The sequence below is a fragment of the Chitinimonas lacunae genome (assembly GCF_042650885.1).
In the GTDB taxonomy this organism is placed as follows: domain Bacteria; phylum Pseudomonadota; class Gammaproteobacteria; order Burkholderiales; family Chitinimonadaceae; genus Chitinimonas_A; species Chitinimonas_A lacunae.
Window position 1 is genome coordinate 1,232,594 of sequence record NZ_JBHSBU010000001.1, and the last position, 26,360, is coordinate 1,258,953.

At 61.9% G+C, this 26,360-nt stretch carries 7 protein-coding genes and 1 pseudogene; 1 reads left to right on the top strand and 7 read right to left on the bottom strand.

Annotated features, from left to right (window positions below; genetic code table 11):
- Positions 1 to 2: 2 nt before the first annotated feature.
- Positions 3 to 713, top strand: a pseudogene (locus ACFOW7_RS05380) (IS3 family transposase); the annotation flags it as partial.
- 256 nt (positions 714 to 969) lie between these two features.
- On the opposite strand, the gene ACFOW7_RS05385 reads toward ACFOW7_RS05380, so the two are convergent.
- The 7 genes from ACFOW7_RS05385 to ACFOW7_RS05415 form a co-directional block, all read right to left on the bottom strand.
- Positions 970 to 1,356, bottom strand: coding sequence for a hypothetical protein (locus ACFOW7_RS05385; protein ID WP_378161850.1), 387 nt, complete (start codon positions 1,354 to 1,356; stop codon positions 970 to 972).
- Positions 1,357 to 1,426: 70 nt separating this feature from the next.
- On the bottom strand, positions 1,427 to 1,909 hold the full coding sequence (locus tag ACFOW7_RS05390; RefSeq protein WP_378161852.1) for a hypothetical protein: 483 nt from the start codon (positions 1,907 to 1,909) through the stop codon (positions 1,427 to 1,429).
- A 197-nt stretch (positions 1,910 to 2,106) separates the two neighbouring features.
- A complete protein-coding gene (locus ACFOW7_RS05395) occupies positions 2,107 to 2,286 on the bottom strand; it encodes a hypothetical protein (protein WP_378161854.1) in 180 nt (59 codons plus the stop codon).
- Between the two features lie 2 nt (positions 2,287 to 2,288).
- Positions 2,289 to 2,744, bottom strand: coding sequence for a hypothetical protein (locus ACFOW7_RS05400; protein WP_378161856.1), 456 nt, complete (start codon positions 2,742 to 2,744; stop codon positions 2,289 to 2,291).
- Positions 2,745 to 2,786: 42 nt separating this feature from the next.
- Positions 2,787 to 3,047, bottom strand: coding sequence for a hypothetical protein (locus ACFOW7_RS05405; RefSeq protein ID WP_378161858.1), 261 nt, complete (start codon positions 3,045 to 3,047; stop codon positions 2,787 to 2,789).
- On the bottom strand, positions 3,041 to 24,322 hold the full coding sequence (locus tag ACFOW7_RS05410) for a hypothetical protein (protein ID WP_378161860.1): 21,282 nt from the start codon (positions 24,320 to 24,322) through the stop codon (positions 3,041 to 3,043). The genes ACFOW7_RS05405 and ACFOW7_RS05410 overlap by 7 nt, the downstream gene beginning before the upstream one ends.
- A 574-nt stretch (positions 24,323 to 24,896) precedes the next feature.
- Entirely contained in the window at positions 24,897 to 26,324 is a 1,428-nt protein-coding gene (locus ACFOW7_RS05415) for a methyl-accepting chemotaxis protein (RefSeq protein WP_378161862.1), read from the bottom strand.
- Between the last annotated feature and the right edge of the window lie 36 nt (positions 26,325 to 26,360).

Sequence of the window (26,360 nt, forward strand, 5' to 3'; positions counted from 1 at the left end):
TATGCCCGGTCAGTGTTCGGCTACAGGCGGCCTTTGCCCGTTTGGGACGCTGCTACGGTAGTCGGCGTCTGCAGGCGGCGCTGCGAAACGAAGGGATCAAGCTGGGCCGCCACCGGGTGCGTCGTCTCATGCGAGTTCACGGGCTACAGGCCACCTGGAGGCGCAAGTTCCGCCACACGACGGACAGCCGACACGACCTGCCCACGGCGGCCAATGTGCTGGATCGGCAGTTCGAACCGGTGGCGCCTAACCAAGCTTGGGGGTGCGATATAACCTATCTCCGCACGCGCAGCGGCTGGCTCTACCTAGCTGCCGTGATGGATCTCTTCTCGCGCAAAATCGTCGGCTGGGCCATGGCGCCGACGATGCCGGCTGAACTGCTCTGCTCAGCCCTGCAGATGGCTATTACCCAACGTTGCCCAGCACCCGGTCTGATCGTGCATTCTGATCGGGGCAGCCAGTACGCCAGCGAGGCTCACCGCCGCTTGCTCGAACGCCATGACTTACGCGCGAGCATGAGCCGAAAGGGGAACTGCTGGGATAACGCCGTGATGGAACGCTTCTTCTTGAATCTCAAGATGGAGCGGGTCTGGCAGCGTGACTATGCTAACCACCCTGAGGCCCGACGCGACGTCATCGACTCTATCGTCGGCTTCTACAACAGTGTGCGCCTGCACTCCAAACGGGGCCACCTGTCGCCCAACGCTTATGAGCGTAACTGGACAGAAAAACACTCCTATCGTGGTGTCCGACAATACTTGACCACTACAGTCAGATCCCCCCGGGCTTGCAGGCTGCGGTTGTACTCAGGCCAGTTTCTTGTGCCATAGCGTGGTTTCGGGGTGTTCATCAAAACAGCTTACACACCCTGTCAAGCCTCCCTCGGCGGCGTTATGCAACAAAGCCTTTATATTCGATGGGGAAATTGAAACGTGCAACCAAACGTTTTTCCAAACTGTAATTTCCGAGTTAATATCCAGCTGGAATTGATAATTTACGCCTACCTCGGTGAATAATATTTCCTGAACACACAGGGCAAGTGCCTTTCCCAAAAAAAACATTATGGATCTTGCAGTGCCCCTCCCCACCTGTTGGTTGGACATCAGACACTGAAACAAGAATAGTTTCAGCCTCGATGAAATCAGGCAAATTTTCCAATAGAAAAGGTATTTCAAGCCAACCATATCCCGAATGGAACTGTACAAGCCCGGAGTCTTTTGCAGCGGCACCAAATATTTTCTGAGCAGTAAGCTGAGAAATGCCAAGATCTGCTGCAATCCAGGAGCGAAACGCTGACATTTTCTCTGGGTAGACGCGCCCCCATACACCGAAATCAGCCGGATTGTCAAGCTCCATCCTTATCGCTCCTATTGCCCTCGACCGCAGCGGGTCAAAATATTGAACGCCGAACATATTTCCCCGCTCATCATGGCAAATATCCCTTCGGCCCTGCGCTTCTATTATATATATCTTTAAAGAAAACCACATTATCTCCCGAAATAGAGTAGTCTAGATTCTTACTCGTTGTAGAGAAGCGGAATGGCGGCTGATATATACCACCACGGCCTTCCGCTGGAATAATCACTGAAGTCCTCTGTGGCGACCCAGCGTCAATCAACTTCTGCAAGGCGGCCTGATCTCCTTTCCACGTTACTGCGCCCGAACTAATGTCTGTGGCAGTTGGCGAAAACACACGCTCACCAGCGCCATTCATGTAATAACCGCTAGCGACCGGCGTGCCCCCAGGATGTACGTGATTAATTAAAATCTTATTGCCCGCAAGTTCACCAAAACTAACACTATCGGGCCCACCAGAATACAGAGTGTAATATCCGCCGCCTCCATTCTTTCCCGGGCCTAAAGTGTAAGTCGTCGCAAATTCGACCTTATGCTTTTCTGCCAGATTCAAAAGCTCTACCGCTGTTGGCCTCTTACTAATAACGACACCTTGCGAACCCGGAAGTCCTTGCCCAACACGGGCACCATACAGTAACTGAGAAACTGCACCATCCGATTCCAAGAAAGCTGTGTTTGGAACGACAAACTCGCCAAAGCGAGTATGCCCTCCAACCAAATTTTGCCAGCCCCTTCCAAATGCAGCACTCCTTACTTAAAGAACAGAGCCACTGCCGCACTCACCCCCAACAGAAAAGCTCCACCGGTCTGCAACAAGCCTAAGGCAAAAGTAGCGGTTGTAGGAAAGCCACCATGCCGCCTCATCTGCCAAAGTACAAACTCAAAAATAATATACCAGGCTATAGTGGCAAATAAGAGATAGGCGATCATAGTTACTTACCCCGATAATAATCAAAGCCAAGGTAGGCTCCCGTACCGAATACAGCTGCCGCTGTAAACGCCTCAAGATTTCTCTGGAGGGGGTGTTTGGCCGGATCGAATATTATTCCATTGGCTCCAATGTTTCTCGGCCGTATATCATTGAATGGCGTACCGAGTCTATAGGAACCTTCCGCCCAAGTAGACCAGAAATTGCCCGGCATATAAGCTCCAGCATCTCTTGTCATTAGCTTGCCGTTTCTATAAAGATGACTGACCCCCAGATCCCCCAGTTTACCGAGTCCTTCCGCCTGAGCTTTTAAAGACCCACGCCCCCACCATTGAGCAATAGCTCCAACGTTAGGATCAACTTCCTTGATCCAATAGTTCCCAATATTTTTAATTCTCACCCCACCCGGCAGGCTGCGCCATTCCGCGCCGGTAGTTATTGCAGACGTACTGTTTGGCACATAAACCGCGCCCGCATATGCAGGCGCAGTTTATGCATCTTACTATGCCGGCGGCAGAAAAACATCCACCTTTACAGCCCCAGTCAACCTGTTGACAGTTGCGCGACTGACCACTTCCGCATCTTTCGGCATCTCGCCCGCTAAATATAGCTCAAATATTCCTTCTTCATCGGTTATGCCCGATCCAAGCGTGAGGTTTTCCCGGTTCCTTGGCGGCTTAAAACTCTTTAAAGCTTCGAAAGTCGCCTGCTTCGCAATGCTTTCCATTTCTGCCAAAGAAAGCAATTTTTCTTTAATTACCATGGCGTCCACCCATTCAAGCTATCACCGGCAGGCGTGAACAGCCTGCGCTGGCCTAACGAATTGAAGATTGCACTTTGATTTGCACCCATCGCATCCAGCACCGCTCGATCGCCAATGGACGATCTTAGTACACTGGAATCGAATCCCGGATGGACATGCGATGACCAACGCCATCCTTGACTTGCCAAGTCCGTAGCCATTTCCGGAGTAATCGGCACTGATGTTGCGTCGCCACGTATAAGCAAGCGGCGTCCACCGGTCGAGAACATCGCAAACTCGTCACCAGTGGACGCAGTGAGGGCTGCCAGGTCTCTCTGCCCAAAATTTTTGCTTGTTATTAACTGCGATCCATAGTCTGGCAACTGCTCAAGAACAGCCGCTTGGCGCGTGTTGAGCGTGCCCATGCCTCGGGAGATTGCAGCCGGATTACCCGTTGCAGGGTTGGAAGCTATTGTAAGTGGACTGCTTGGGACAGTACTTCTACCCCCAGGCCGCATAGCCAGCACAGGAATAGCCATATCCACTGCCGTAGCTACTCCCGACGAACCCGTCAGGCTTTCCACTGTCTTGTAAGTCAGCGTTCGCCCATCCCCTCCTTGGATCCGGTTAATCCCCGCACTGATGGTATCCAGCGAATGGAGTCCCACCACGACGCCACCAGGACTGCCTCCTCCCGTCAGGAACAGGGCAGCCGCGGAGCCAGCCTCTAGTACCCCACCAGCAATCTGCACCGTCCCTTGCGCACCAGGTGAACCACGATAGTGATACCCCGTGGTACTCCCTAGCAACGAGAGCTTCTCGCTGAGGGGTAGTTCGCTACTCAGCACTCGCCCCATCGACGTCAAATATCCCGGTGCTTCGCCAAGCTCTCTAACAGGGCCGTCATACTTCATCTGGGCAAAGTCTTGCGCTAAGGAGCCCAGCCCCTTACGCGCCCAACCGACTCCAGCATTCAGAAGATCCAGCCCTTGTTGTTGTAGCCCCTCCGTACTGAACAGACGATCACTCAATCGCGCATTCAGGCTGGCCCGCAGTGCCCGATCGTTATCCTCCCGATAGGCTGCACGAATCCAAGACTGCGCCTTTTCCTGGTCATAGTCTTCGCTGTAGGTCAGCGTCATCCCTGCTCGGATACGGGAACTGGTCAAGCCATTCTGGTAGCCAATCGCCCCCGCGAGCTCAGGATCACCATCCGCCAGCGACGTCAGCGTATCGCCACGCTGTACCGTGCGGGAGTACCAGACCCGGCCCTGTCCCCTGCCATCACCCGCCTCGCCGTCCAAAGCACTGTAGCTATGGCTGGGCACTTCAAACTGATGATCTGACGGCTCAAACTCCACCGGTGCTCGGGCGGCAAGGGGTTTCATCAATTCCGGCGAATGGAACCGATTGGTCGATTCCACACTGACCGTCTGCATAGCCCGGACGATTCCATTGCCCAGTGCATCCCCAAAGGCATTGGTCGCGATACTGACCATATCGAGCTTGCCACGACCATGCATCGCAATCTGGGCAACGCGGCTGATCGTGCCACTGGTCAGGTTATTGAGGAGCCTTGCACCGAAGGTGTCTCCTTCAACACTTAGCGACGGGGCAACCGAGGCAGCAACCCCGGCGGCCGCTACATTACGCCAACTGAAGCTGCCCAGCCCTGCGGCCGACATCACGCTCTGGCTAATCGCAGAGCTGGCCATCGCCGTCAATGCGGCCCCGGCAATATGGCTGTAGGAACTAAAGCTGCTGACGAACTGGGAACCTCGGATGGCCTCTCCCAACCCTGAGCCGCCGATCGCAGCCCCGACTCCAGCACTCAATGCCGCCGTCCCAACAGCTTTCCAGCTGAATTTGTCCTGGGCACCCATCGCCATCCCCACCGCTTGGCTAGCGACACTGCCCACTGCGGCCCCGACGGTGCTGGCCATCATGGCACCACCTAAGCCACTCACCCCCAGGATGCTCCCCGCAGTCATGGAGCCAATCATCGCCTGGGCACCAGCGGTCATGATGGCCTGGAAGCCTGCGCTGAAACCGACCGCGGCGGCCCCAGCCGTAAAGACTGTGGCGACGATCATCACCACAATCATGACGATCTGCCCCACCGCGCCACAGCCTTCCGGCCCAGGCGGTGGAGGCGGTGCGGGTAGCTCTGGCGTGGTACTGCCCAGAATCTTGGTCGGGTTGTACGGCCGGAAGGTATCGGCACGGTTAGCCGCGCTGATCACCATCGGCAGCTTCAGCGTCTGACCCGCCTTCAGCAGTGACTCCGGCCCCGCTCGGTTCTCCGAGCTATCGACGGCATTGTTGGCGTCGGCGATCAGATACCACAGCCCCGCATCCCCCCAGTTCATCAAGGCGATCCGGCGCAGCGTGTCGCCCTGCTGGGTGGTGTAGCTCTGCTCGCTGGCCTGCGGCAGGCTGTTCGGACTCAGGTCCAGATAGTTGAAGTCGAAGTCCGAGCTGTGGATATCCTTGCCCGCCGACCCCACCACATTCGAGCCTGCGTAGGCATAGGCTATCCCCTTGTTGCCCGGACCGCTGCGCCGGAGGATCTCGTAGTCCTTACTGTCATGGCTGGGCTTATCCGCCAGCCAGACCGATTCCTCGAATCGCCCCGGTGAGCTGTCGCCCAGATTGGACTCGTCGAACCGCCACAGCACCCGGCCATCGCTGTCGGTAAAGAAGCGGCGGACCTGGCTGGGCACATAACCAGGCGCGAAGGTGTCGTTGCCTCCAATCCCATGCGCCTGAGTGGCCTGCCAGATCGCCCGGACCTGGCCGTAATCGTCCAGCACGCTGTAGCTCTTGGCTCGGCGCGAGTCGCGGCCAGTCACTTCGCGAATCTGCGAAGTTTCCTTCCAGCTGCCAAAGGCTTGGTATTGATAGGTATAGGTCTCCGACCAGCTGTCCTTGTCCAGCGTCTTGAACTGCATCTGCAACAGCTTCTCGCCATCGTACTGGTACGACGTCTGCGAGGCTGCCTGGGCATTGGCATGCAACCGGTCGGTAAAGGTGTACTGAGTGAGCAGCCGGCCATTGCCGTCGTACTCGTTCCGCCGTTCCTGCACAAACTGACCGTGGCCATTGACCGACGGTGCCGCCTCCAACGAGGGCGTCGATTTCGGCTCCGGACGTGGTGTCGGCGTCGGCGTAGGTGTCGGAACCGGGGTAGGCGTCGGGGTAGGCGTCGGACTCGGCGACCTCGGGTCCCAGTTGCCCTCCTTCGCCACCCGACCCAGCCAGTCGTAGGTGCGCATCGACACCAGCATCTCAGGCGAAGTCGAGTTCTCCTGCTGGGTCGCAGCAATCACCCGGCCAAAACTGTCGTAGTAGAACTTCTGGGTCTGCGTCTTCCCATCCCTCTGAACCGTCTGCACCGAATCGCGCAGTTGGCCCGTACCGAGATAGCTGATCCGCGTTCCACCGCTCAGCATCGGCTGGTCGTCCTTAGGTAGGGCCAGCGTCATCTGCCAAGCATTGTTGAACGACAAGGTGCTGCGATTGCCCGCCAAGCTGTTCCAATCGACCAGTGGTGAAGTCATGCTCCATACCGTCTGGGTCGGGCGCAACTGGATACTGCCGTTTTCCAGCACCCCTCGGCTGAGCGTCATCCGATCCAGCGCGTCGTAGTCGTACCAGTTGATATAGCCCTGCCACCACCCTTCACTACGGCGGGCGCCCAGGACGGCCCGACGGTTGCCGTTCTCGTCATAGCCGTATTGCAGCCACAAGGCTGTGCTGGTCGACTGATCATCATCGGTCTGCACCGCACGCAGCCGGCCCAGCTCATCGTATTCATTGCGCTGGCGCCAGTATTCGGTCGTCCCGACCGCACGACGGCCTTCCACGCCGCTGCTCCAGCTTCGCTCTACCGTCTCCTCCAGCACATTGCCCAGCCTGTCGTAGCGCTTGGTCTGAAGCACCGTGCCTTCATCGAGGAAGCGATGGGCGTCGACCTTCCCCGCCTCCGTACCGGACGTATAGCTCTTGTCGAAGTCGGTTTGCTGGATCAGATGACCCGCTTCGTCATAAACGAAGCTGCGCTCGTGCTTCGCCTGGCGATTCTGGTAACGGGTCGACACGATGGCAGTCGGGGTCGGGCTCGGCGGTACCTTCTCGCCCAGCGGCGACACGCGCTGACCAGTGCGCCCCGTCAGCATGCCGTCTGCGTCGAGCGTCCAGCTATCCCCTCGGTCGTCCACCCAACTGCCGTCGGCACGTCGTTCAATAAAACCGCCTTCCGCCAGGGGAACCATCCCTGGCAGACCTGTATCGTTCAGTGACTTCTTGTCGCTGCCCGGATCAGGCGTAGGCGTTGGCGTCGGCACAGGAGGCAGCTTGATCTGACGGTCGGGGTCAGCTTCAAAGTTGAGGAACAGACGCGAATAGTTCTGTCTCTCCAACTCCCCGGCGCTGTTGTACTGGTAATCGTAAGTCCCCCCACCCAGATCGGTGTGGTGGCTTAGCTGACCGGTCGCCGCGTTGTAGATCCAGCGCAGCGAAGCATCGGAAATTCGCGCCCCCTCTTGCACCCAACTGGTGGTGGCAGATGTTTTGTTGCCGCGCATATCGTAGGTCTGCTCACGCCGGAAGCCGCGCTTGAATATCCCCCCGTCGCGCTCAGCCGATTCGGTGGCGGTGACTCGACCCAGCGAGTCGTATTCGGTCAGTTGCAGTTGCTGCTTGTCGTCTGGTGCCCGTGCGTAGTCGCGGGCCGACTCATAACTGTAGATCTGCCGAGTTTCCCGGATCTTGCGTCCCAGTTGATCGTAGACATAACCCGTTTCTTCCAGGCGTTGTTTACCGATCAATGCGCCTTCTACCAGCTCCCGGACTTCCGCACCGATACGCTGGATCGTCTTGACTCGATCCAGTGCGTCGTAGGTATAGGCAAACGGCGACTCCGCAAAAACGCCTGTACCCGAGAAATGGCGCTGCTGTCTCACTCGGCCGTAACTGTCGTACTGGGTCTCGCTGAGATAGCTCCGGCCACCCAGCTCATTGACCACATACTCCCCGGTCTGGCGACCGAAATCGTCGTACTCGTAATGGCGGACCTGCTGTTTGCCGTCACGCTTGGCTTGCAGATCGCCGTACTGGTTGTAGCCATAGCGCCGCTTGATGGCCTGACGCGACACTTTGCCATCCTGGCCGACCACTACCGTCTCGGGCAGGGTTTCTTCGACAACCCGGTTATGGCTGTCGTAGCGCCATTGGTAGGTGGCGCCGTTGGCGTCCGTCGCACTCAGGCGATTGCCCCAGCGGTCATAGACCACCGAGCTGACCACTTGAAGCGTCTCCTGGGTCGTCCGGTCCTTGAAGGAAGGATTGAATTGCTTCACCGCCCGGCCAAGCCGGTCATAGACGGTGAAATAGCGACGGTAGTCGGCGTTGGCGGCAGCCGGGACCCGGCCGGCGCTGTCGGCGTCGAACAATAGATTGAGCAGCGAAGCCTGCTCAGTCACCTTTCCAGTCGGACTGACCACCCGGGCCGTTTCCCGGCCTTCGATATCGTAGGCATAGCGGGTGGCGACTCCCCCTTCGTTGCGGTAGATCAGCCGGCCGGCATTGTCATAGGCGTATTGGCCAGTCAGCTCTGCCGACATGGTGGTGCCCTGGATAGCGACCGGACGGATAAAGCGCCGAGTGATCTCGCCAAAGGCGTTGTACTCAACCTGGGTTTCCGTATGACCAGTCGAGTCCTTGCCACCCACCCGTTCCCTGGTGGTCACTTGGCGACCGATCCGGTCATAGGTGAACCGTTTGACGGCGTTATTGCGGATTTTCCGGGTCTCGAGCGACTGATTGTCAGCGAAGGTCTCGACCTCGTTGGACTGCCACTCCAGCAGTGTTCGACCGAAAGCGTCATAGCGCCATTCGCTGTGCGACAGTTGCTGCCGGCTATACCGTCCCTGGTAGACACGGGCCGACAGGGTACGGCCGGCCGCGTCGAACGAGCGGATTTCGACCCTGTCCTCGCTATCCTGCGAGAAAGCAGTATCTGCGGTACAAATTAACCAATTATTATATGCAATGCTCTCTGCCTTGAGGCCATTTGGCATATTTCTGTAATCAAGGCTGAAACCTCCGGCCAGGTTGTTCAACTGCCGGGTTCGTACCGCATTGCCGAACACATCGTAGTCAATCTTGCTGACCCGGTAGTCGCTGCGCTTATAGCCTTCGGACATGGAGCCATTGGTAGCCTGTGCCGCTCCGATCTTGCGGCCCGTCTCGTCGTAGAACTCGAACGACTGGTTGCCACGACCATCCGTACTGGACACGCGGTTGCCAGCCTGGTCGTAGCCATGACGCTGGCTGCTCTCGCGATTGAGTACCTGACCGTTGACATCCAGAGTGGCGACCAGCTCGGTTTCCTCGATCAGATTGCCCCGTCGGTCGTAGTCGTAGCGCTTGACCCGTTTCTGACCGGTCGAGTCCTGGGCGGAGCTCGTCAACTTCTGCTCAAGGCTGTCGCACAGCGCCTCGAATTTGGCGTTCTCATCGAACACGATGGTCAGTGCCGTCGCGTACTGGACCTCTTCCTTGACCTGACCGAAGGCGTTATAGCGCCAACGGGTCAGATAGCCGGCCGGGTCGATCTGGCCGACCTTGCGTCCGAGGCTGTCGTAATAGAAATAGGTGGTCGAGGGGAAATGACCACCGGTCACCTGCTGGCGGACCATCCGGCCATGGGCATCGTAGTGCAGAGTGGTGATCTTGCTGCCGATCTGCAAACGAACCTGACCATTGGCATCGACCTCGAAATTCTCGCTCTGCGGCTCGATGGTCTGCTGTAGCCGGCCGCGTACATCGTAGCGGTATTCGATCCGGCGCTGATCGGTCGGCAACTGGCTCCTGGCCCAGCCCTCCAGGCTAGCGAGCGACGGATCGGCCCGTCTCTTGGCATCCTGTCCACCATGCCAACGGTTGGCGTAGCGGATCAGCTCGGTGCGATTGCCGAAGGTGTCGTAGTCGTATTGGATGACATAGCCTTCGGCATCGATATCAAAACGCAGCCGATGGGCACTGTCGTAAGCCTTGTAGCTCCAGTTGCCCTCGACATCGCGGTAGGCCACGGCATTGCCGACGGCGTCGTAGTAGGTATCGCTGTGCGGGACCAGCTCGGCGCGGCCGAAATCCGCCATGCCAAGCTCGCGGCCGTTGAAGGCGTTATCGTCCACTTCCAACTGCGCATTGGCCGCCCCGTTGCTAGCCAGCGCCCGCCAGGCTTCGGCCCCGGCCGGCAATCCAGCGACGCTGTTGGCCAGCTCGGTCAGGCTCGATGAACGGCTGATGACCTGGCCCAGATCATTGCGCGCCTGACCATCGGCCAGTCGGGTCAGCATCACGCCGTTCACGCTGACCCTGGCTCCTGCCCGCTCGCCGGTCCACAGATCGGAGAAGCTGCGTTGCAGCAGGGCTCGGACGTTGTTGCCGCTGTCCTTCACCGAGTTGAGGGAGTCGGAGATGGTGGTTCGGCCATCCTTATCCAGGGCAAAAGCGCCCTGGCCTTCCCAGTGCTGCACCAGTTCGGGCGCTACCCGGGCCACTTCGGACAGGGGCATATCGCGCCGGAAGGTGAAGCGGCCCTGGTCTTTCGTCCGCTCATAGCCCAGCAGGCCACCACCCAGACGGGTCAGCTTGCCAAAGGGCAGCTCCAGCGTTTCACCTGGCAGGGAGCCCTGCCAATAGGCGTCGAGCATCAAGCCGACCGCACTGTCGCCCTGCTTGACCACATCGAGACGCAGCTCGCCACCAAAGAAGCGCGTCCATAGCGCCTCCAGGGCCGGCTCCTTACTGCTGGCAGCAGCCAGCCACTTGAGCAGTTCCTCGTCGCTGACCTTCCAGCTCTCCACACCCGCCGCCTTGGGACGGTCCAGCACCACGCTGCGCGGCGGCTCACCCTCGGTGATGAAGGTGACCTGGTTGAGACCGGTACGCTTGAACGAACCGAACCCGGCGAAATCGAGCTGTTCGCCGATGACGGGATGATCCCAGTAATCACGCCAGCTCTTCAGCATCGACTCGGCACGACCGGTTCCGATCTTGACCTCACGCCAGCCGGCAAAACCAAACGACTGCGACCAGGCGCGGTTCAATTCGACGCTGTCGGCTGCCGCCCGGGCCAGTTCCTGCCGCAGTGCTTCGCCGCTGACGCCCTTGGTGTGCTGCAACTGGATCTTGTGGCCGACCCTGTCCTCATAGACCACCCCCAGCTGGCCCTCTGGCGTAACCGCCCGCACAAAGCGGCCGCCCGAGTCGGCATGCTCGTACACCTCGCCCACCATCGACTGGCTGAGATATTGATCGAGGAAGGTCTGCAGTTGGCCGCGCGCGGCCGGGTTGCCGCCGAAACCCAGGGTCGATTCGACCTTGAAGCCATAATCACGCCCCAAGGCGTGGGCGATCGAAGCGTGTTGCAGGGCCAGCTCGCTGAAGCGGGTTTGGCGGTCGAATACCACCGATACCGACTGGCCATTGATCGCAGCGCTATAGGTCGCCGTACCGTTCTCGTTGCGGCGGATCACCCCATCAAGCAAGTGGATCGTCTCGCCCGCCTGCGGGCCTTTCCAATAGCTTCGCAAAGCCGCATCGGCTGCCGCTGGATCGCGCTGTGCCGGTGCAATGACGCTGCTGCTGTCACGGACCGAGAAGCCCGATACGCCGCGCCACCAACGGCCGAAGTCTCGGTTGCTGAGCGCCAGCTCAGTCAGGTAGTGCTGGAGTTGTTCTGCGGTAGCCCCGGCGTCGTAGCGCAGCAGCGTGCTGCGCTGATTGATATCGATAAACTCCGCCTGCCCCTGGGCCAGGAAGCGGATCTTCATCGCACGGCCCGTCAACGGGTCGAGGATCTCGAGCTTCTCGCCCTCGCCTGAGTGAACCCAGCCTTCGGGGTTGGTCCAGTAGCGGTCGAACTGCTTCTGGATCGTGGCACGGGCGCCGTCGTCGATCGACGATTGGAACGCTGCCTTGAGGAAATCGGCAAACCGCGGGCAAGCCAGCGCCAGCGCCTGATAACCGTCACCGCGCTGGACCGTCGCGCTGCGGCCGGGACCGGTCGGGTCGCCGCCGAGCGCATCGAAGCGCACGGCGCCGCCGGCCAGCCGGGTCAGCGTTCCGAAGGTCTGGTTGGCAAACTCCAGCCTCAGCGTCTCGCCTTCGAGCGGGGTGGTGAAATATGCCTCCCACAGCTGGCCCAGTGCCGCTTTCTCCTGCTCGCTGCGGAACACCAGACCCTGGCGCCGATAGCCGTACTGCTCGATCAGCTGACGTCCCAACGCCCCGCTGCCGTCGCGAACGGCCAAAGCGCTCAGATCCTCGTTGCGACTGACCCGCCATTCGCCGGCAGCGGTCTTGAACTGGGCCGAACCATCGCCATTACGGCGCCAGGTACCGCCAAAGACCGCGACCTGTTCGCCATCGGCCGTACCTTGCCAATAGATCTGCCAGGCGGCTTCAAGATCGGCCACCTGTTTAGCACTGACCCCGACCCAGTCGCGTCTGACGCTGACCCGGTAGTCGTATTCGCGCTCCAATGCCGCCTTCAGGCTGGCACTCTTGGCGATCCAGCTGGCAAAGTCAGGTTCGCGGCTGACTTGGACCACCTCGCCGCTGCCGCTGCGATATTCCGCCCGGCCTTCGCCGGTACGTACCAGGGTGCCACCGAGCGCCTTGGACTGCTCGCCCGCCATGCCGCCCTTCCAGTAGTCGCTCCAGAACTTCTCCAGCGCGCCCTGACCCGCTCCGGCATTGCCCTGCGGCGGCGGCACGAAGCTGTAGCGCTCGCGCAGCGCCTGAGCCAGTTCCTGATTGGCGCGGGCCAGCGTGGCCAGATCGGCATCGCGGCTGACCCGCAGATTGCCGCTGGCACTGCTGTAGGTGGCACTGCCATCGGCATTGCGTGTCCAGGTCCCGTTGAGCCAGGACTGGGTTTCGCCGCTCTGACGCCCGGCCCAGTAACGTTCCCAGAAGCCCTTGAGTCCGGCCAGATCGCCCTGTCTGACTGCGCCGATGCCATTGACGCTGCTGAAGCCATAGCGCTGCTGCAGCGCCTGAGCCAGCTCCTTGTTGGCGCGCGCCGAGGCCGCCAGATCGGCATCGCGGCTGAGTCGCAGACTGCCGCTGGCGCTGCGGTAGGTCGCGCTGCCGTCGGCATTGCGCGTCCAGCTGCCACCCAGCCACTCCAGCTGGTCGCCGGCGAAGCGACCAGTGAGATAACCATCGATCAGCGCTTGCAGCTCGGCCTCCTGGCCACGCGCCACCACCCCACGACCGTTCTCGACCACCAGGCCAAAGCTCTGCTTCCAGGCCTGCGCCAGGCTCGAATTGCTCATGGCCAGCGCCAACAGGTCGCTGTCGCGCCGCACGGCGATACTGCCCTGTGCCGTCTGGAAACTGGCGCTGCCGTCGGCATGACGGGTCAGCGTGCCGCCGTAGACCGATAGCGTTTCTTCGGGTATCCGACCCGACCAATAGGCGCTCAATGCTGCCTGCAACTCGGCCTCGCGACCGCGTTCGACCAGCCGCAGCACCATGCCGGCCTTGAAGCCGTAGCCGTCGGCCCAGGCCTGGGCCAGTCGTGCCGACTGCACCGCCAGACCGGCCTTGTTATGGCTGGCCACCATGTCGAGGGTGCCGGCCGGATGGGTGTAACGGGCACTGCCATTGGACTGGCGGGTCAGCGTGCCCCCCCACATGGCAATGGTTTCGCCAGCCACCGAGCCGCTGAAATAACGGCTCAGGAAGCTGCGCAGCGCTTCTTCACCGCTGCTGTCGATGACCTTCTGATCGGTGCTGATGCGATAGCCGAACTCGCTGGCCCACTGACCGAATAGTTTGGGATTGGCCAGATAAAGCGCCGAGAACGAAGCACTGCGGTCAAAGCGGACTGCGCCCGCTGCGCCACTGAAGGTGGCGCTGCCGTCGGCATGCCGGGTGATCTTGCCGTCGAACAGCGTCAACGGCTCCTCGGCCACGCTGCCGAGCCAATATTGGTCCCAATCACGCCGGAACGCACTCTCGTCGATCCAGTTCTCGGTACGGGTAAACGCCGCAGCGATGGCCCGGTTGGACAGCAGGGTATCGAGGCTGGTGCTGGTCGTGATCGACAGCGTCGAGCCGTCGTTGCCACGGTAGAAGGCACTGCTGGGGCCGGTACGGGTAATCTCGCCACCGCGCCAGGCGCCGGACCAGCCAACCGGGATGGTCGACCAGAACAGATTCCAGTCGCTTTGCAAGGTCGCACGATCAAGCACCGGACGGCTGCGCACATACTGGCGCGAGATTTCCACCGGCAGCTCGCTCAGCCTTGGCAGGTCCATGCCGCGGATCAGCTGGAAAGTGGTGCCCCCGAAGACGAAATCCGCCGTGCCAAAGCCGGTACGGATCACCGTACCACCCCACAGGCTCTCGCTCTTCTTCAGTACCGGACCGTTGAAATAGTTGTCCCAATGCTGCTGCAATTCGGCCTGACGACCGGGCACGACCACGCTCTGCGGCGTGCCGAGCTTAAAGCGCTGGGTCTCGAAATAGGCCGCCAGTGCCGGATGGGCGCGCGCCACATCGGCCACGCTCATCCCCCCATTGAGCACCACCGAACTGCCGTTGGCTGCCAGATAGGTAGCCGTGCCATCGGCATTGCGCACCAGCTTGCCGCCAGCCCAGTCAAGGGTTTCCCCGGCAAAGCGACCGCGGAAATAGGCGTTCCAGTCGGCATCGAGCCGCGCCAGATCGCCCGGCGCCACCACCTCGATCTGCGACTCCATCCGGTAGCCATACTGACGCGAGAAGGCAACCGCAAGACCGGTATGGGCCTTGGCAATCGTCTCAAGGCTCATCTCGCGCCGGAGCACCGTGGTGCCGCCGAACACATTGCTGCGGTACAGCGCGCTGCCGTCGGCCTGCCGGGTCAGGGTGCCTTCGGCCCAGTTCAGGGTTTCGCCGGGCTGGGCCGTATCGAAATAACTCTGCCATTGCCGCCGCAGTGCCTCGATATCGCCCTGCTTGACCTGCGGCCGCTCGCCGATCACAAAGCCCTGCTTGGCGAATTCCTGGGCCAGCTCAGGATGGAGCAAGGCCACCTGTTCAACATTCATGCCACGGCGCAGCACGGCTGTATTGCCGTCTGTGCCGATATAGCGAATCGTCCCGTCCTCATGACGCACCAGCCGGCCCGGGCCGAAGCTGCGCGATTCGCCGCTGACCGCCCGGTCGAAATAGCTGTGCCAATCAGCCAGCATTGCCGCCTCGTCACCCATCACGAAACCGAAGGCTTCAAAGCCCTTGGCAATCTCGGGATGCAGACGGGCCATGGCCTCCAGCGACATGCCGGCACGCAGCGCTATGCGCTGGCCATCACTGGCCAGATAGTTGGCCGAGCCATCGGCCTGACGGACCAGATGACCCTGCGACCAGGCCAGTCGCTCGCCCGGCATGGCCGTGTCAAAGCGCGCCAGCCAGTCGGTGCGCATCCGTTCGAGATCGGCTGCGCTGGCAATCGGCCCGGCCTGGAAACCCTGCCGCAGGAATTCGGCCTCGATCTGCGGATGCAGCTTGGCCATCTGCGCCAGGCTCATTTCGCGGCTCAACCGGACCCGCTCGCCGTTGCCGGCCACGAACTCGGCCTCGCCGGCATTGCCTCGGACCAAGACCCCACCGGCCCACTCAAGCCGTTCCCCAAGCACCGCCTGATCGAAGAAAGTCTGCCAATGGGCCTTGAGGTCGGCCACCCGGCCGGTCTCGTTGACCTGGTCGCCAAGCCGGAAGCCCAGTGCGGCAAACGCCTCGGTGAAGTTCGGATGGCGCTCGGCGAGCGATTGCAAGCTGGCGGAGCGGTCGAAACTGAATTGGTCACGGCCGCCGAGCACATAGGTGATGCGACCGTCGGCTTCGCGCCGCAATTGACCTTTGGCCCAATCCCAGGTCGCCCCGACCTGCGGCCGGTCAAACAGTGCCTGCCAGGCTGCCTGGGCGCGGTTGTCTCCGTCGCGCGGCAGATACGGCTTGACCTCGACGCCCGGTGCCTTGGCCAATTCGGCCGCGATATCGGCATGGAGCGCCGCGGCATCGACCAGGGACATATCGCGGCTCAGCGCGATTTCCTCGGTCTTGCCGCTCGCCTTGTTCTGGAACACATACTTGGCGCTATTGGGTCCGGTGCGCACCAAACTGCCCTGTGCCCAAGCCCGGCTCTCATTGACCACCAGCCCGGCGAAATAGCCCTGCCAGACTGCTGCCAGCGTGGCGGCCTGATCACCCGGCGTGACCACTCGATCGGCGCCGAACTTGACCCCAAGTTCGGTGAAGAAGCGCTTCAGTTCAGGCGAGCGCTCCGCCACCTCATCGATGCTCAAGCCCTCGAACAGCTCGACGGCCTGGCTCGGATTGGCCGTCGGGATATAGGTCGCGACCCCACGCAGCCGGGTTTCGAGCTTGCCCGAAGGCGAGGGATAGGCGATCTCGCGCGCCGGCTCGCGGCGCAGGATACCCTGGTAGAACGGCACTTCAGTACCGGGCAGGGTCCGCTGCCACAGCGCTTCCCAGGTCTTCTGCATCTGGCCGAGATCGACCGTTCGTACCGGCGTGCCGAGCTGGAAACCCTGGGCGACAAAGGCTTGGCGGATATCGGGGTGGAGATTGACCACCTGTTCGAGCGGATCGTTATCGGCAATCCGCACCTCGCGGCCATCGGCGCCGATATAGGTGGCCAGATGCACGCCTTCGCGGCGCAACTGGCCGCCGGCCCATTGCCAGGTTTCACCGATCAGCCCCTGTCCCCAGTAGTCGCGCCAGAACGGCTCGAGCCGGGTGATATTGCCCTCCGTCACCTTGGTGGCAGGCTCGCCGATGCTCAGTCCCGGCGCCAGCGACTTCAACCAGTCGCGGATATCGGGATGAAGACTTGCCAACGTTTCGAGCGCCATATCGCGCCGCACGGTATAGATCCGCCCGTCGGCAGTGGTAAAGGCAGCGAGGTCCGGGCCATAGCGGCGCAAAGTGCGCTGCTGGCCCAGATCGAAGGTTTCGCCGTAGACCGGCCCGGCCCAGTAGGCTTCCCAGATCGCCTGCAGCGCCTGCAAGCGACGCTCGTCAGCAACGCGGTACTTGAATTCGAATTCGTACTGGAAGGCGCGGAACAGCTCGATCAGTCCCGGATGCTCGCGCAGCCGCTCGGCGATCTGCTGATCGAGCTGGCCCTTGGCCGGGTCGAGCATCTCGCGCCGCAGCACCACCTCGACCCCGACCTCGTCGCGGAAACGGGCGCTGCCGTCGGCCTGGCGCAACAGCCGCCCCTTACCGAGCGCAATCCACTCGCCGGGCACGCTATGGTTCCAATAGTCGTTCCAGGTGGCGATCAGCTTGGTGCGGTCTTCCGCGTTCCTGAACAGCAGCTCGGCCGAGAACTGATAGCCGTGCGCCTCCATCTCGGCGCGGATATTGGGATGGCTCTTGGCGGTCTGCGCCAGCGTCATGCCGGCGTCGAGCCAGCGGGCGTCGCGCGGGGTCTCGCCGCGGGCAAGGTAGAGCGCCCGGCCATCCACCTGCCGGGTCAGGGTGCCCTGGGCCCAGCTCAGGGTTTCGCCGGGCTGGGCGCTGTTCCAGAAGCTGTCCCAGCGGGTCTTGAAGGCATCCGCCCGGCCCGCATCGACGATCCGGACGTAGTCGTCCGTATCGACCGTCATCAGACCGGCGGCAACCACCGCGTCGCGCAGCTTGGGCAGCTTGCGCAGCAATTCGTCCACCGACATGCCGCGCTGGACTTTCACCCCATCGATTGTGGCATGGTGGGCATCGTCGAAACGCACCTGGAGTTCCAGCCGGCCGCCGCTGTGCAGCAGCTGGCCGATATCCCAGGTCATGGTTTCGTTGGGGACGATACCGCTCCAGAACTGATCCCACTGCCTGCGGAAGACGGCTTGCAGCTGGGTTGGCTGCTCCAGCATGGTCTGGCGGCCACTGGCGTCGTAGGCAAAGCGGGTGACGCGGGCGTTGTGCCAGGCGAAATTGTCCGTGCCAAACCCTGCATCGCGCGTCCGCATCTGACCAACACCACCTTCCCAGCGCTCGATCAGATTGCCGTTGGCGTCGTACACCATCTTGGTCGCGACATTGACGTGCTGGCTCACGCTGTTGATGTCGGCGCCGTCGTTGAGGCGGGATACCTGAGGAGAGACCTCCAGAATCTGCCGGCCCGCCCGGTCATAGTCGTATTCGGTACGACCATCGAGCTTATTGACGTAGCTGATCTTGCGGCCCAGAGCGTCATAGCTGTACTTCTCGACCGAACCGTCCGGGTCCGTCACCCGCTCAAGCCGACCGGCCTGATCGTAGCGATACTGGGTGATTCGATCCTTGCGCAGATTCAGCGCCAACTCGTCATCCGAGCCACGGCTCCACAGGACACTTTGCAGCTGCGCCTGTGCCGCCATCAGACTGGCATCCCGGACCAGCAGCGGCATCTGTTGCTCGGGCACCAGTTTCAGGCCATAGCGGGCCCGGGGCTCGTTGAGCAGCCAATCGCGCAGTTGCGGGTGCAGCGAAGCCAGATGGATCGGGTCATAGGACTTGGCCCGCTCAACGATGATGCGGCTCGCCGGCTGACCGACGATAAAGGTGGCGGCATCGGCTGTCGTACGGTGCAGACGACCGCCGGCCCAGCTCAGTTCACTGCCGACCGGCTGCCTGTTCCAGAACTGGGCCAGCAGCAGACGCAATTCGGTCAAGGCTGCCCCCTGGCCCGGCCGGGTCAGTTGCGCCGGGCTACGCAGCGGCAGGCTGGCCGACTCCAGCTCCGACAGAAAACGCACGCCGAACTGGGTTTGCAACCATCCGGCCAGCCATGGTGCTTCGTCCACCATTTCCTGTAGCGGCGTATCCCTGAACATCAAGGTCCGCTGACCCTCTGGCCCCAGCAGGATGACCGCATCACGGTCGACCTGGATTAGCTGGGCGCCAGGCAACCCCGTCAGCGGCAGCGCCACTGCGTCCTTCTCGCTGATGCCGACCTTCTCCGTGACCGTCTTCACCCGGCCAAGCGCGTCATACTCGGTCCGTTTGACCCGGCCCTGGTTATCGACCTCGGCAATCCGGCGGCCGAGCGCATCGTAGCGATACAGCGTCTCGATCGACTCGCCGACTACCTTGCGCTCACCGGTCTGATCCTCAGTCAGCGCCACCGCGCTGACCCGGACCACCCGACCTGCCTGATCGTAGCGGGTACGGGTCTCGTAGATGGCCCGCTCGCGCAGCTGACCGGCCACGCGCTCCTTATCGACCCGATAGACCGGCCGGTTGAGCGCGTCATAGACATAGTCGACGATCCGGTCCTGTAGCGACTCCTGCGGCACGATCTCGCCCATTACGCCAGTGAGCTTGTTGGCGTAACGGGTTTCGCGCAGCACATTGCCGTTGTCGTCGTGGAGATAGCCGATCAGGGCGCCGCTGGGATCAAGGCTCCAGCGCAGACGCCCGTCATCGTCGTAGAACAGGCGGGTCCGCTCGGCCTGGCTGGCGTCGAGCAGGCTGCTGACCTTGAGGGCACTGGGAACGGGTTCGTGCAGGGCAGTGCGGGAGGCATCGAAGCGCAGCTCGGGATAGGGCTTCAGATAGCGGCGCTTTTCACTGACCCGGCCGGCCAGATCGTAGACGCTCTCCTCGACCTCACCGGCGCCGTTGACGGTAATGGTGACGCGTCCCTGGCCATCGCGGTAATAGGTCGTGAAATGGCCGTTGGGGTCGCGCTTGGCGACTGCATTGCCGGCGCCATCGAAGAAGTACAGCGTCTCCAGCGCCAGGCCATCGGGGTCGACCACCTCACGGTAGCGTCGTCCGGCATCGTCATAGTCATAGCGGGTCTTGCTGTATTCGCGCAGTGGCCGGCCGCTGGCATCGAAGCCCTGCTCCACCGTCAACAGATTGCCGCGCGGATCGTAGTGGTAGCGGGTCTCCAGATGGAGCGCCGACCCGGCCGCTTTGCCGGGTTCGACCGGATCGATCACCACCCGCCATTTGCGGCCATCGCGGCTGTACTCGGTCAGCGTGACCAGATTGTCCGGGCCGGTTTCGCGGAACAGGCGACCCTGGCCATCCCACTGGTAGTGGGTGGTCAGTCGCTGGCCGTCGGGATCGACAATCTGGGTCTGCCGCCGATTGGCCGCGTCGTACAGGTATTCGATCTTGACGCCGCGCTCGTCGATGCTCCAGTGCAGATTCCCCAGTCGGTCGTAGCGGCTCTCCGACACCACGCTACCGTCGGGTCGCACCACCGCTTGCAGGCGCCCGGCCGCATCGTAGCGATAGTGGGTACTGCCGCCCTGGCCATCGATGGTGTATTCGGTATCGCCAAAGGCATTTTTCTTGATGGTGGTTGCAATGCCGCCGGCCGACAGCATGGTGACGGCCCGGGTGGCATCGTTATAGCGATAGCTGACCGTCGTCTGACGGCCGCCTTCCAGGGTATCGGTCTGGGTCAGCACCCGATCGAAGGCATCGAAGCTGGTACTGCGGCGCGACAGCACCTGCCCCAGGGCGCCGGTCTCGACCTGCACCACCCGGCCCAGCCGGTCGTATTGCTGGCTGACTTCCTGCAAGCCGCCGTATTGGCCGGTCACACCGCTCTGGCTGCCGGTCGCCACCTTGAGCGTCCGGCCGAACACATCGACCTCGGTCTTGCTGTAGACCCCGCCGCTCAGCCGCTCGGTGACGGTCCCGCGCCGGTCGCGGCTGAAGATATGCTCGCCCAGTACCTCCTGGTCCTGTAGCCCGATGCGGTCATAGCGCTGGTACAGCTCACCGAAGGCGTTGTAGACAAAGCGCTGGCGCTGGAATGCGGCCGCCGGGCCCGACGACTGCCACACCGTCTCGCTTTGCAGCAGACCGCGCCGGTTGAAGGTTCGGTCGGTCCGGCTTTCGCTGCCGTCGGCCAGGGCGGCAATCGCCTGGGTCAAGGCAGCATCGGCCCGGCCACCGTTCAGCGCCGAGAGATCAGCGAGACGACGGGTATAGCGGATCGTCGCCGCCACATCGCCCTGGGCGGTGTAGCGCAGCTCGCTGACCTCGCCCAGCGGATTGACGGTGTACTGCAACCGTCCGACCCCGTCGTAGTAATAGAAGGTATGGCGGCCCGACTGATCGGTCAGCCGGGTACGTCGGCCCGCCTCGTCGTAGCCGTAACGGAGCCCATAGGTATTCCAGACCCGCTCGATCTCGCCCGGCAGCACCGAAGTGCCGGTATCGGTCGACAACAGGGTACGCAGCAGGTCGGCCCCCTCGCCGCTCAGTTCCTCAACCAGCCGTCCCAGCCTGTCGTAGCGGCTGTAGCTGCTGCGGCGGGCATTGCTGCCGCCCAGTTCGTCGATCTGCACCAGGGAAGTCAGACGCCCGCCCAGGTCGTAGCCATAGAATTTCTGTAGCGCCGCACCACCTACCGTCTCCCGCTCGCGCTGCACCCGGTTCAGACTGTCGTAGACGGCAAGCGTCCTACGGTCGGCCCCGTCCAGCTTGCGGGCCTCGATCCAGGCCCACAGCGCCTCGCCCGCTGGCAGCGGCTCGTTGCTGACAGTGGCCAGACGCCGGGTCTGGGTGCGGTTGCCGACCTCGTCGTACTCGTAAACCGTGATATAGCCCTCGGCATCCCGCTCGGCCGCCAGCAGGCCGCGGCTGTCGTAACGACGCTGGCTGCTGCGGTCGCGGGCCGGATCGGCGGCCGGACGCAGCGCGTCGAGGCTGGCCGCGTCGGGCTGACTCACCCGATTGGCGTAGGCAATGGTCTCAAGCACCCGACCGGCGCCGTCGTAGCGGTATTCGGTCAGCGCGTACTCGGCATCGAGTTCCGCCAGCAGCTTGCCGTCGCCATCGTAGAAGCGGCGGCTGCGGCGATCGGCCGGATGGGCTGCCGGCGGCGCCAGCTTATGGTCGGGCATATCGAGTATCAGCGCATCGAGCGCCACGGCCTGGGCATGGCGTACCGTCTCGAGCAGCCGGCTCGCGCCGTCGTAGCGGTAGACGGTCATGAAGCCGTCGGCGTCGAGCGTCTTGCTCAGCCGGCCAGCATTGTCGTAGATCCGCCGCTCGACCCGATCCTCGTTGCTGGGCGCCGGCCGGGCGCCGGGTTTGCGCAGATCGACCGCCGCCACTCCTTCGCCCGGTGGGCTCAGATAGCGTTGCAGCATCTCACCACTCAGCCGATTGACATAGCGCCGTGTCAGCGCCAGTTGGCCATTGCGGTCGTAGCCGAATTCGACCATCGCACCGCTGTCATCGACCTCGGCCACCTTGCGTCCCAGCGCGTCATACAGCATGGCACTGCCACGGCCGCTACCGTCGACGCTGTAGCGCAACCGGTCCAGCGCGTCGTAATGGAAACGGCTGAACGACAGGGTCTGGCTGGCGTTGTCGCCCAGCTCCTGAACGCTGAGCAGATTGCCGTGGGTGTCGTAGACCTTGACGGTACGCCGGCCATCGGGCGCGCTGATTTCCACCCGGATGCCGCCGCTGCGCTCGATCGAATACTGGTACTCGGTCTGCTTGCCCTCGACATCGATACTGCGCAGCAGCCGACCCAGGCCGTCGTAGTGCAGCCAGGTCCGACGCTTGGCACCTCCATCGGCGTTCTGGCGCGCATCGATGCTGCCGAGCAGCCGGCCCTGGTGGTCATAGAAGAAGCGGGTCTCAAGGGTGACGTTCTGCCGCTGGACTGGCTGGTCGCGGCCAGCCTGGCCGATGGAGACCGGGCCATAAGCCACGGTCCGGCTAAGCTGGCCGTCGGGCTGATAGAAATAGTCGGTACGCTGCGCCTGACCCTGCCTTGCCACCCAGGCCTCCAGCGTCTCGATGGCGAGTTCGGCATCGGCAGCGCCGCTGCGGAACAGCGCCCGGTCATAGATCAGTTCGGCGCTGCGCTGGCCCTGCTGGTCATAGCGGTACTCGACCACCCGGCCTTCGGCACTGACGCTGAAGCGCAGCAGATGGTTGCGGGCAGGGTCGTAGACAAAGCGGTTATGCAGGGCACCCGTCGGCGCCGTTTGGCCGTCCGGATCGACCACGCTGTAGCGGGTCTCACGCAGCAGCATTCCATTGCGATAGCTGCGCTCGACCGTGGCGCCGCTGGCGTCACGCTCCAGCGTCAGATTGCCATGGGCGTCGTAGCCATACACCACCTTATTGCCACGGCCATCGAGGATTTCCTGCACCCGGCCGGCCGCGTCATAGCGGTATTCGCTGCGCAGCGGGCCGCTATCGCCGCCCCATAGCTCCACCGAGGTCAGCTGGCCGGCGCCATCGTAGCCAAGCACACTGTGCGACAGCTCGACCATCGCACTCGGGCCCTGCTCGGGCTTGAGCTGGAATTCGCGCACCCGGGTCGCGTTCGGACCATATTCAAAGCGGGTTTCACGCTGGGTGGCCCGGTCGATCAACTGCATCAGCCGGGGCGAGTCGCCACTGTTTTCATAGATAAACTCCAGCCGCGTGCCATCGCTCTCGCTCAGGCTCTTCAGCAGCCGGTCGCGGCCGGGCTGGTCGTAGTATTCGTAGTCGACCTGGTAGAAATGCTTGTCGTTGCCATCTTCCGGCGTCAGGTCGACCTTGACCTGGTGCAGCCGCTGCTGCGCGTCATAGTGGTAACTGGTGTGCTGATAGTCCCGCCCGTCGATCTGCAGCTTGACCGCCGTGAGCAATAAGGGCTGGTCGGGTTTGCCGTAGACCAGCACCATAGTGCCGCGATTGCTGCTGCGCACTTCGCTCAACAGACCTCGGCCGTTATAGACATAGTTGATGGTATCGCCGTCACGGTCACGCGACTCGACCAGACGCCAGCCCTGCTCACCGTTTTTGCTGTAAAGCTCGCTATGGCGGGTGGCGCCGTCGGTCCAGGTCCAGCTTTTGTTGACCTCGTCGTAGACCAGCACATCGTCGCCGCCTTGATCGGCCCGGACATAGGCCTTGCGCACCAGATCGAAGCGATAGCGCAGTTCGGCGCCGTCGCGGTCGGTCCGGGTCAGACTGCTGCCCGCCTCACCGATCTGCCGGCCCGGATCGAGCCGCACCGTGCGATAGAAACCGAGCCGCCAGCCGTCATTGTTATCGCCATCAAACCGGCCGCCGCTGTTATAGGTGCGCAGCATGGCAAGGTCCGGACCCTGGCCGGCCAGGAATTCATCCTGACGTTGCAGCACCAGATTGCCGGTCGCGGCATTGAGATAGACGCTGCCCCCGCTGGTGCCCGTCTTAGCCGACCCCAGTACCCCACGCCCTCCCAAGGCATTCAGGGAACCTGCCATCAAACCCAAACCTGCACCGGTAACGACCGCGACCATATTTGCTCAACCCTTCCTGACTGCTACTCAACCGTTTGCTGCAAACCATCGACACGACAGGCTTCATCCGCCGTCATTGCACTTGTGTACACAAGCAATAGGTCTTCATCGATTGAACGATTGTTTAGTATTTCGCTGAAAAATAATTTGGCGGCGTGCAATCGAGACTCAGCGGCCAACAAGCAAATCAATGATTAAAAAAGACAACTGGCCGTCACGAGGACAAGAACGAAGCGTTCTGACCACTCAAGAAGGGCTGCAAGGCAGATCCAAAGCGGCCTCTACGAGAAAAGGAAACTTTCAGGAAAAACCACTACAAGACAGCGAGCCGTTAATTTTCATAAATGAAAAATATTGATGACGCACTGGAGAGGGGAGCAATGTTGCGACGAGTGCCGACACGGCAGAGGAGATAAGGCTCGGTCTGGGACTTTCGACGAATACGGCGGGAGAGGCTAGCTTCCGACTGTCCGACGTCACCGGACGGTCGGAAACACATGGACTCAGCAATTCCCGCACACCCCAGCCGAGCCGACATTCAGGCAGGCGGCTGGTGATGGAGGGGGCTGTGGTGGGTCTTGAAGTAGGCGACCATTTCACGCAGCTCGGACGCCTGATCGGTCATCGAGGTGGCGGTGGCCGACAGTTCTTCGGCGGCTGCCGCATTGGCCTGCATACTGAGGCTGATCTGATTGATACCGCTATGGATCTGTTCGATCCCGCTGGTCTGGTCAGCCGAAGCGGCCGCGATCTCCTGCACCAGCGAGGCGGTCTGGCGGATCGAGGGCACCATGACCTCGAACAGCTTGCCGGCCTTGTCGGCCATCTCCACGCTTTGATTGGCCAGCTCGCCGATTTCCCGCGCCGCGTTCTGGCTGCGTTCGGCCAGCTTGCGCACCTCGGACGCCACCACCGCAAAACCCTTGCCGTGCTGGCCGGCCCGTGCCGCCTCGATGGCGGCGTTGAGTGCCAGCAGATTGGTCTGGTAGGCGATCTCATCGACGATGCCGATCTTCTGGGCGATCTGGTTCATCGCCGACACCGTCCGCTTGACCGCTTCGCCGCCTTCTTCGGCCTGTCGCACATTGAGGTTGGCGATGGCATCGGTCGCCCGGGCGTTGTCGGTGTTCTGGGTCACCGATGAAGTGACCTGCTCCATCGAAGCACTGGTTTCCTCGACGCTGGCGGCCTGCGAGGACGAGGACAGGGACAGCGACTGCGCCGCACTGCTGATCTGGGCGGCCGCATCGTTCAGGGTTTCGGTCGATAGCGTCACCTTGCCCAGTACATTGGCCAGGGTTTCCACCATCTTGCGGGTGGCTTCGCTCAGCTGGCCGATCTCATCGCGCCGATCGACCGTGACCTCGATATCGAGCCGACCACCCGCCACCGCCTGGACATTGGAGCGCAGCTGGGACAGGGGAATGCTGACCAGACGGCGGATCGCCAGCACCAGCGCCACGATGATCAACAGATCGACCAGGATGATCTGTCCGGCCAGATTGAGCAGACTGTCGCGCAGACGCTGCTGGATACCGCTCTTGCTGACCGCGATCTCGACCAGCCCGATGCTGCGCCGCACCCCGGTTGCCTGATATTTGAGTTCAGAGGCATAACGCAGATCGCCAGTCATCGGCCGGGTGCCCGATACGATCTGGCCATTGGTATCGCGATACACCCCGGCCAGCACCTTGCCCTCGGCGCTGACGGCGATGCCGACGAGCGAAGGCTTGTCCATTTCGGCGCGGGCAATCTGCTCGACCTGGCGCAGATCGAAATTCCATACCGCCACGGGCAGCGACTGCTCCAGCCGCTTGAGCAGCGCCTGGCTATCGATCAGCAGATCGCGCTCCAACTGTTCCTTGGTATGGAGGTAGTTGACGGCGCCAAAGCCCGCCAACACCGCCGAGACGATCAGCACGAACAGTAGACTGAGCTTCAGGCTAAGGCTACGAAAGTCGAACAAGACAGTTTCCTTCCGGATCGCCAATGTCATTCCATG

Coding starts and splice junctions, on each gene's coding strand:
- ACFOW7_RS05385 (WP_378161850.1), bottom strand. CDS start 1,356: ATGGAGCTTGACAATCCGGCTGATTTCGGTGTATGGGGGCGCGTCTAC.
- ACFOW7_RS05395 (WP_378161854.1), bottom strand. CDS start 2,286: ATGATCGCCTATCTCTTATTTGCCACTATAGCCTGGTATATTATTTTT.
- ACFOW7_RS05405 (WP_378161858.1), bottom strand. CDS start 3,047: ATGGTAATTAAAGAAAAATTGCTTTCTTTGGCAGAAATGGAAAGCATT.
- ACFOW7_RS05410 (WP_378161860.1), bottom strand. CDS start 24,322: ATGGCAGGTTCCCTGAATGCCTTGGGAGGGCGTGGGGTACTGGGGTCG.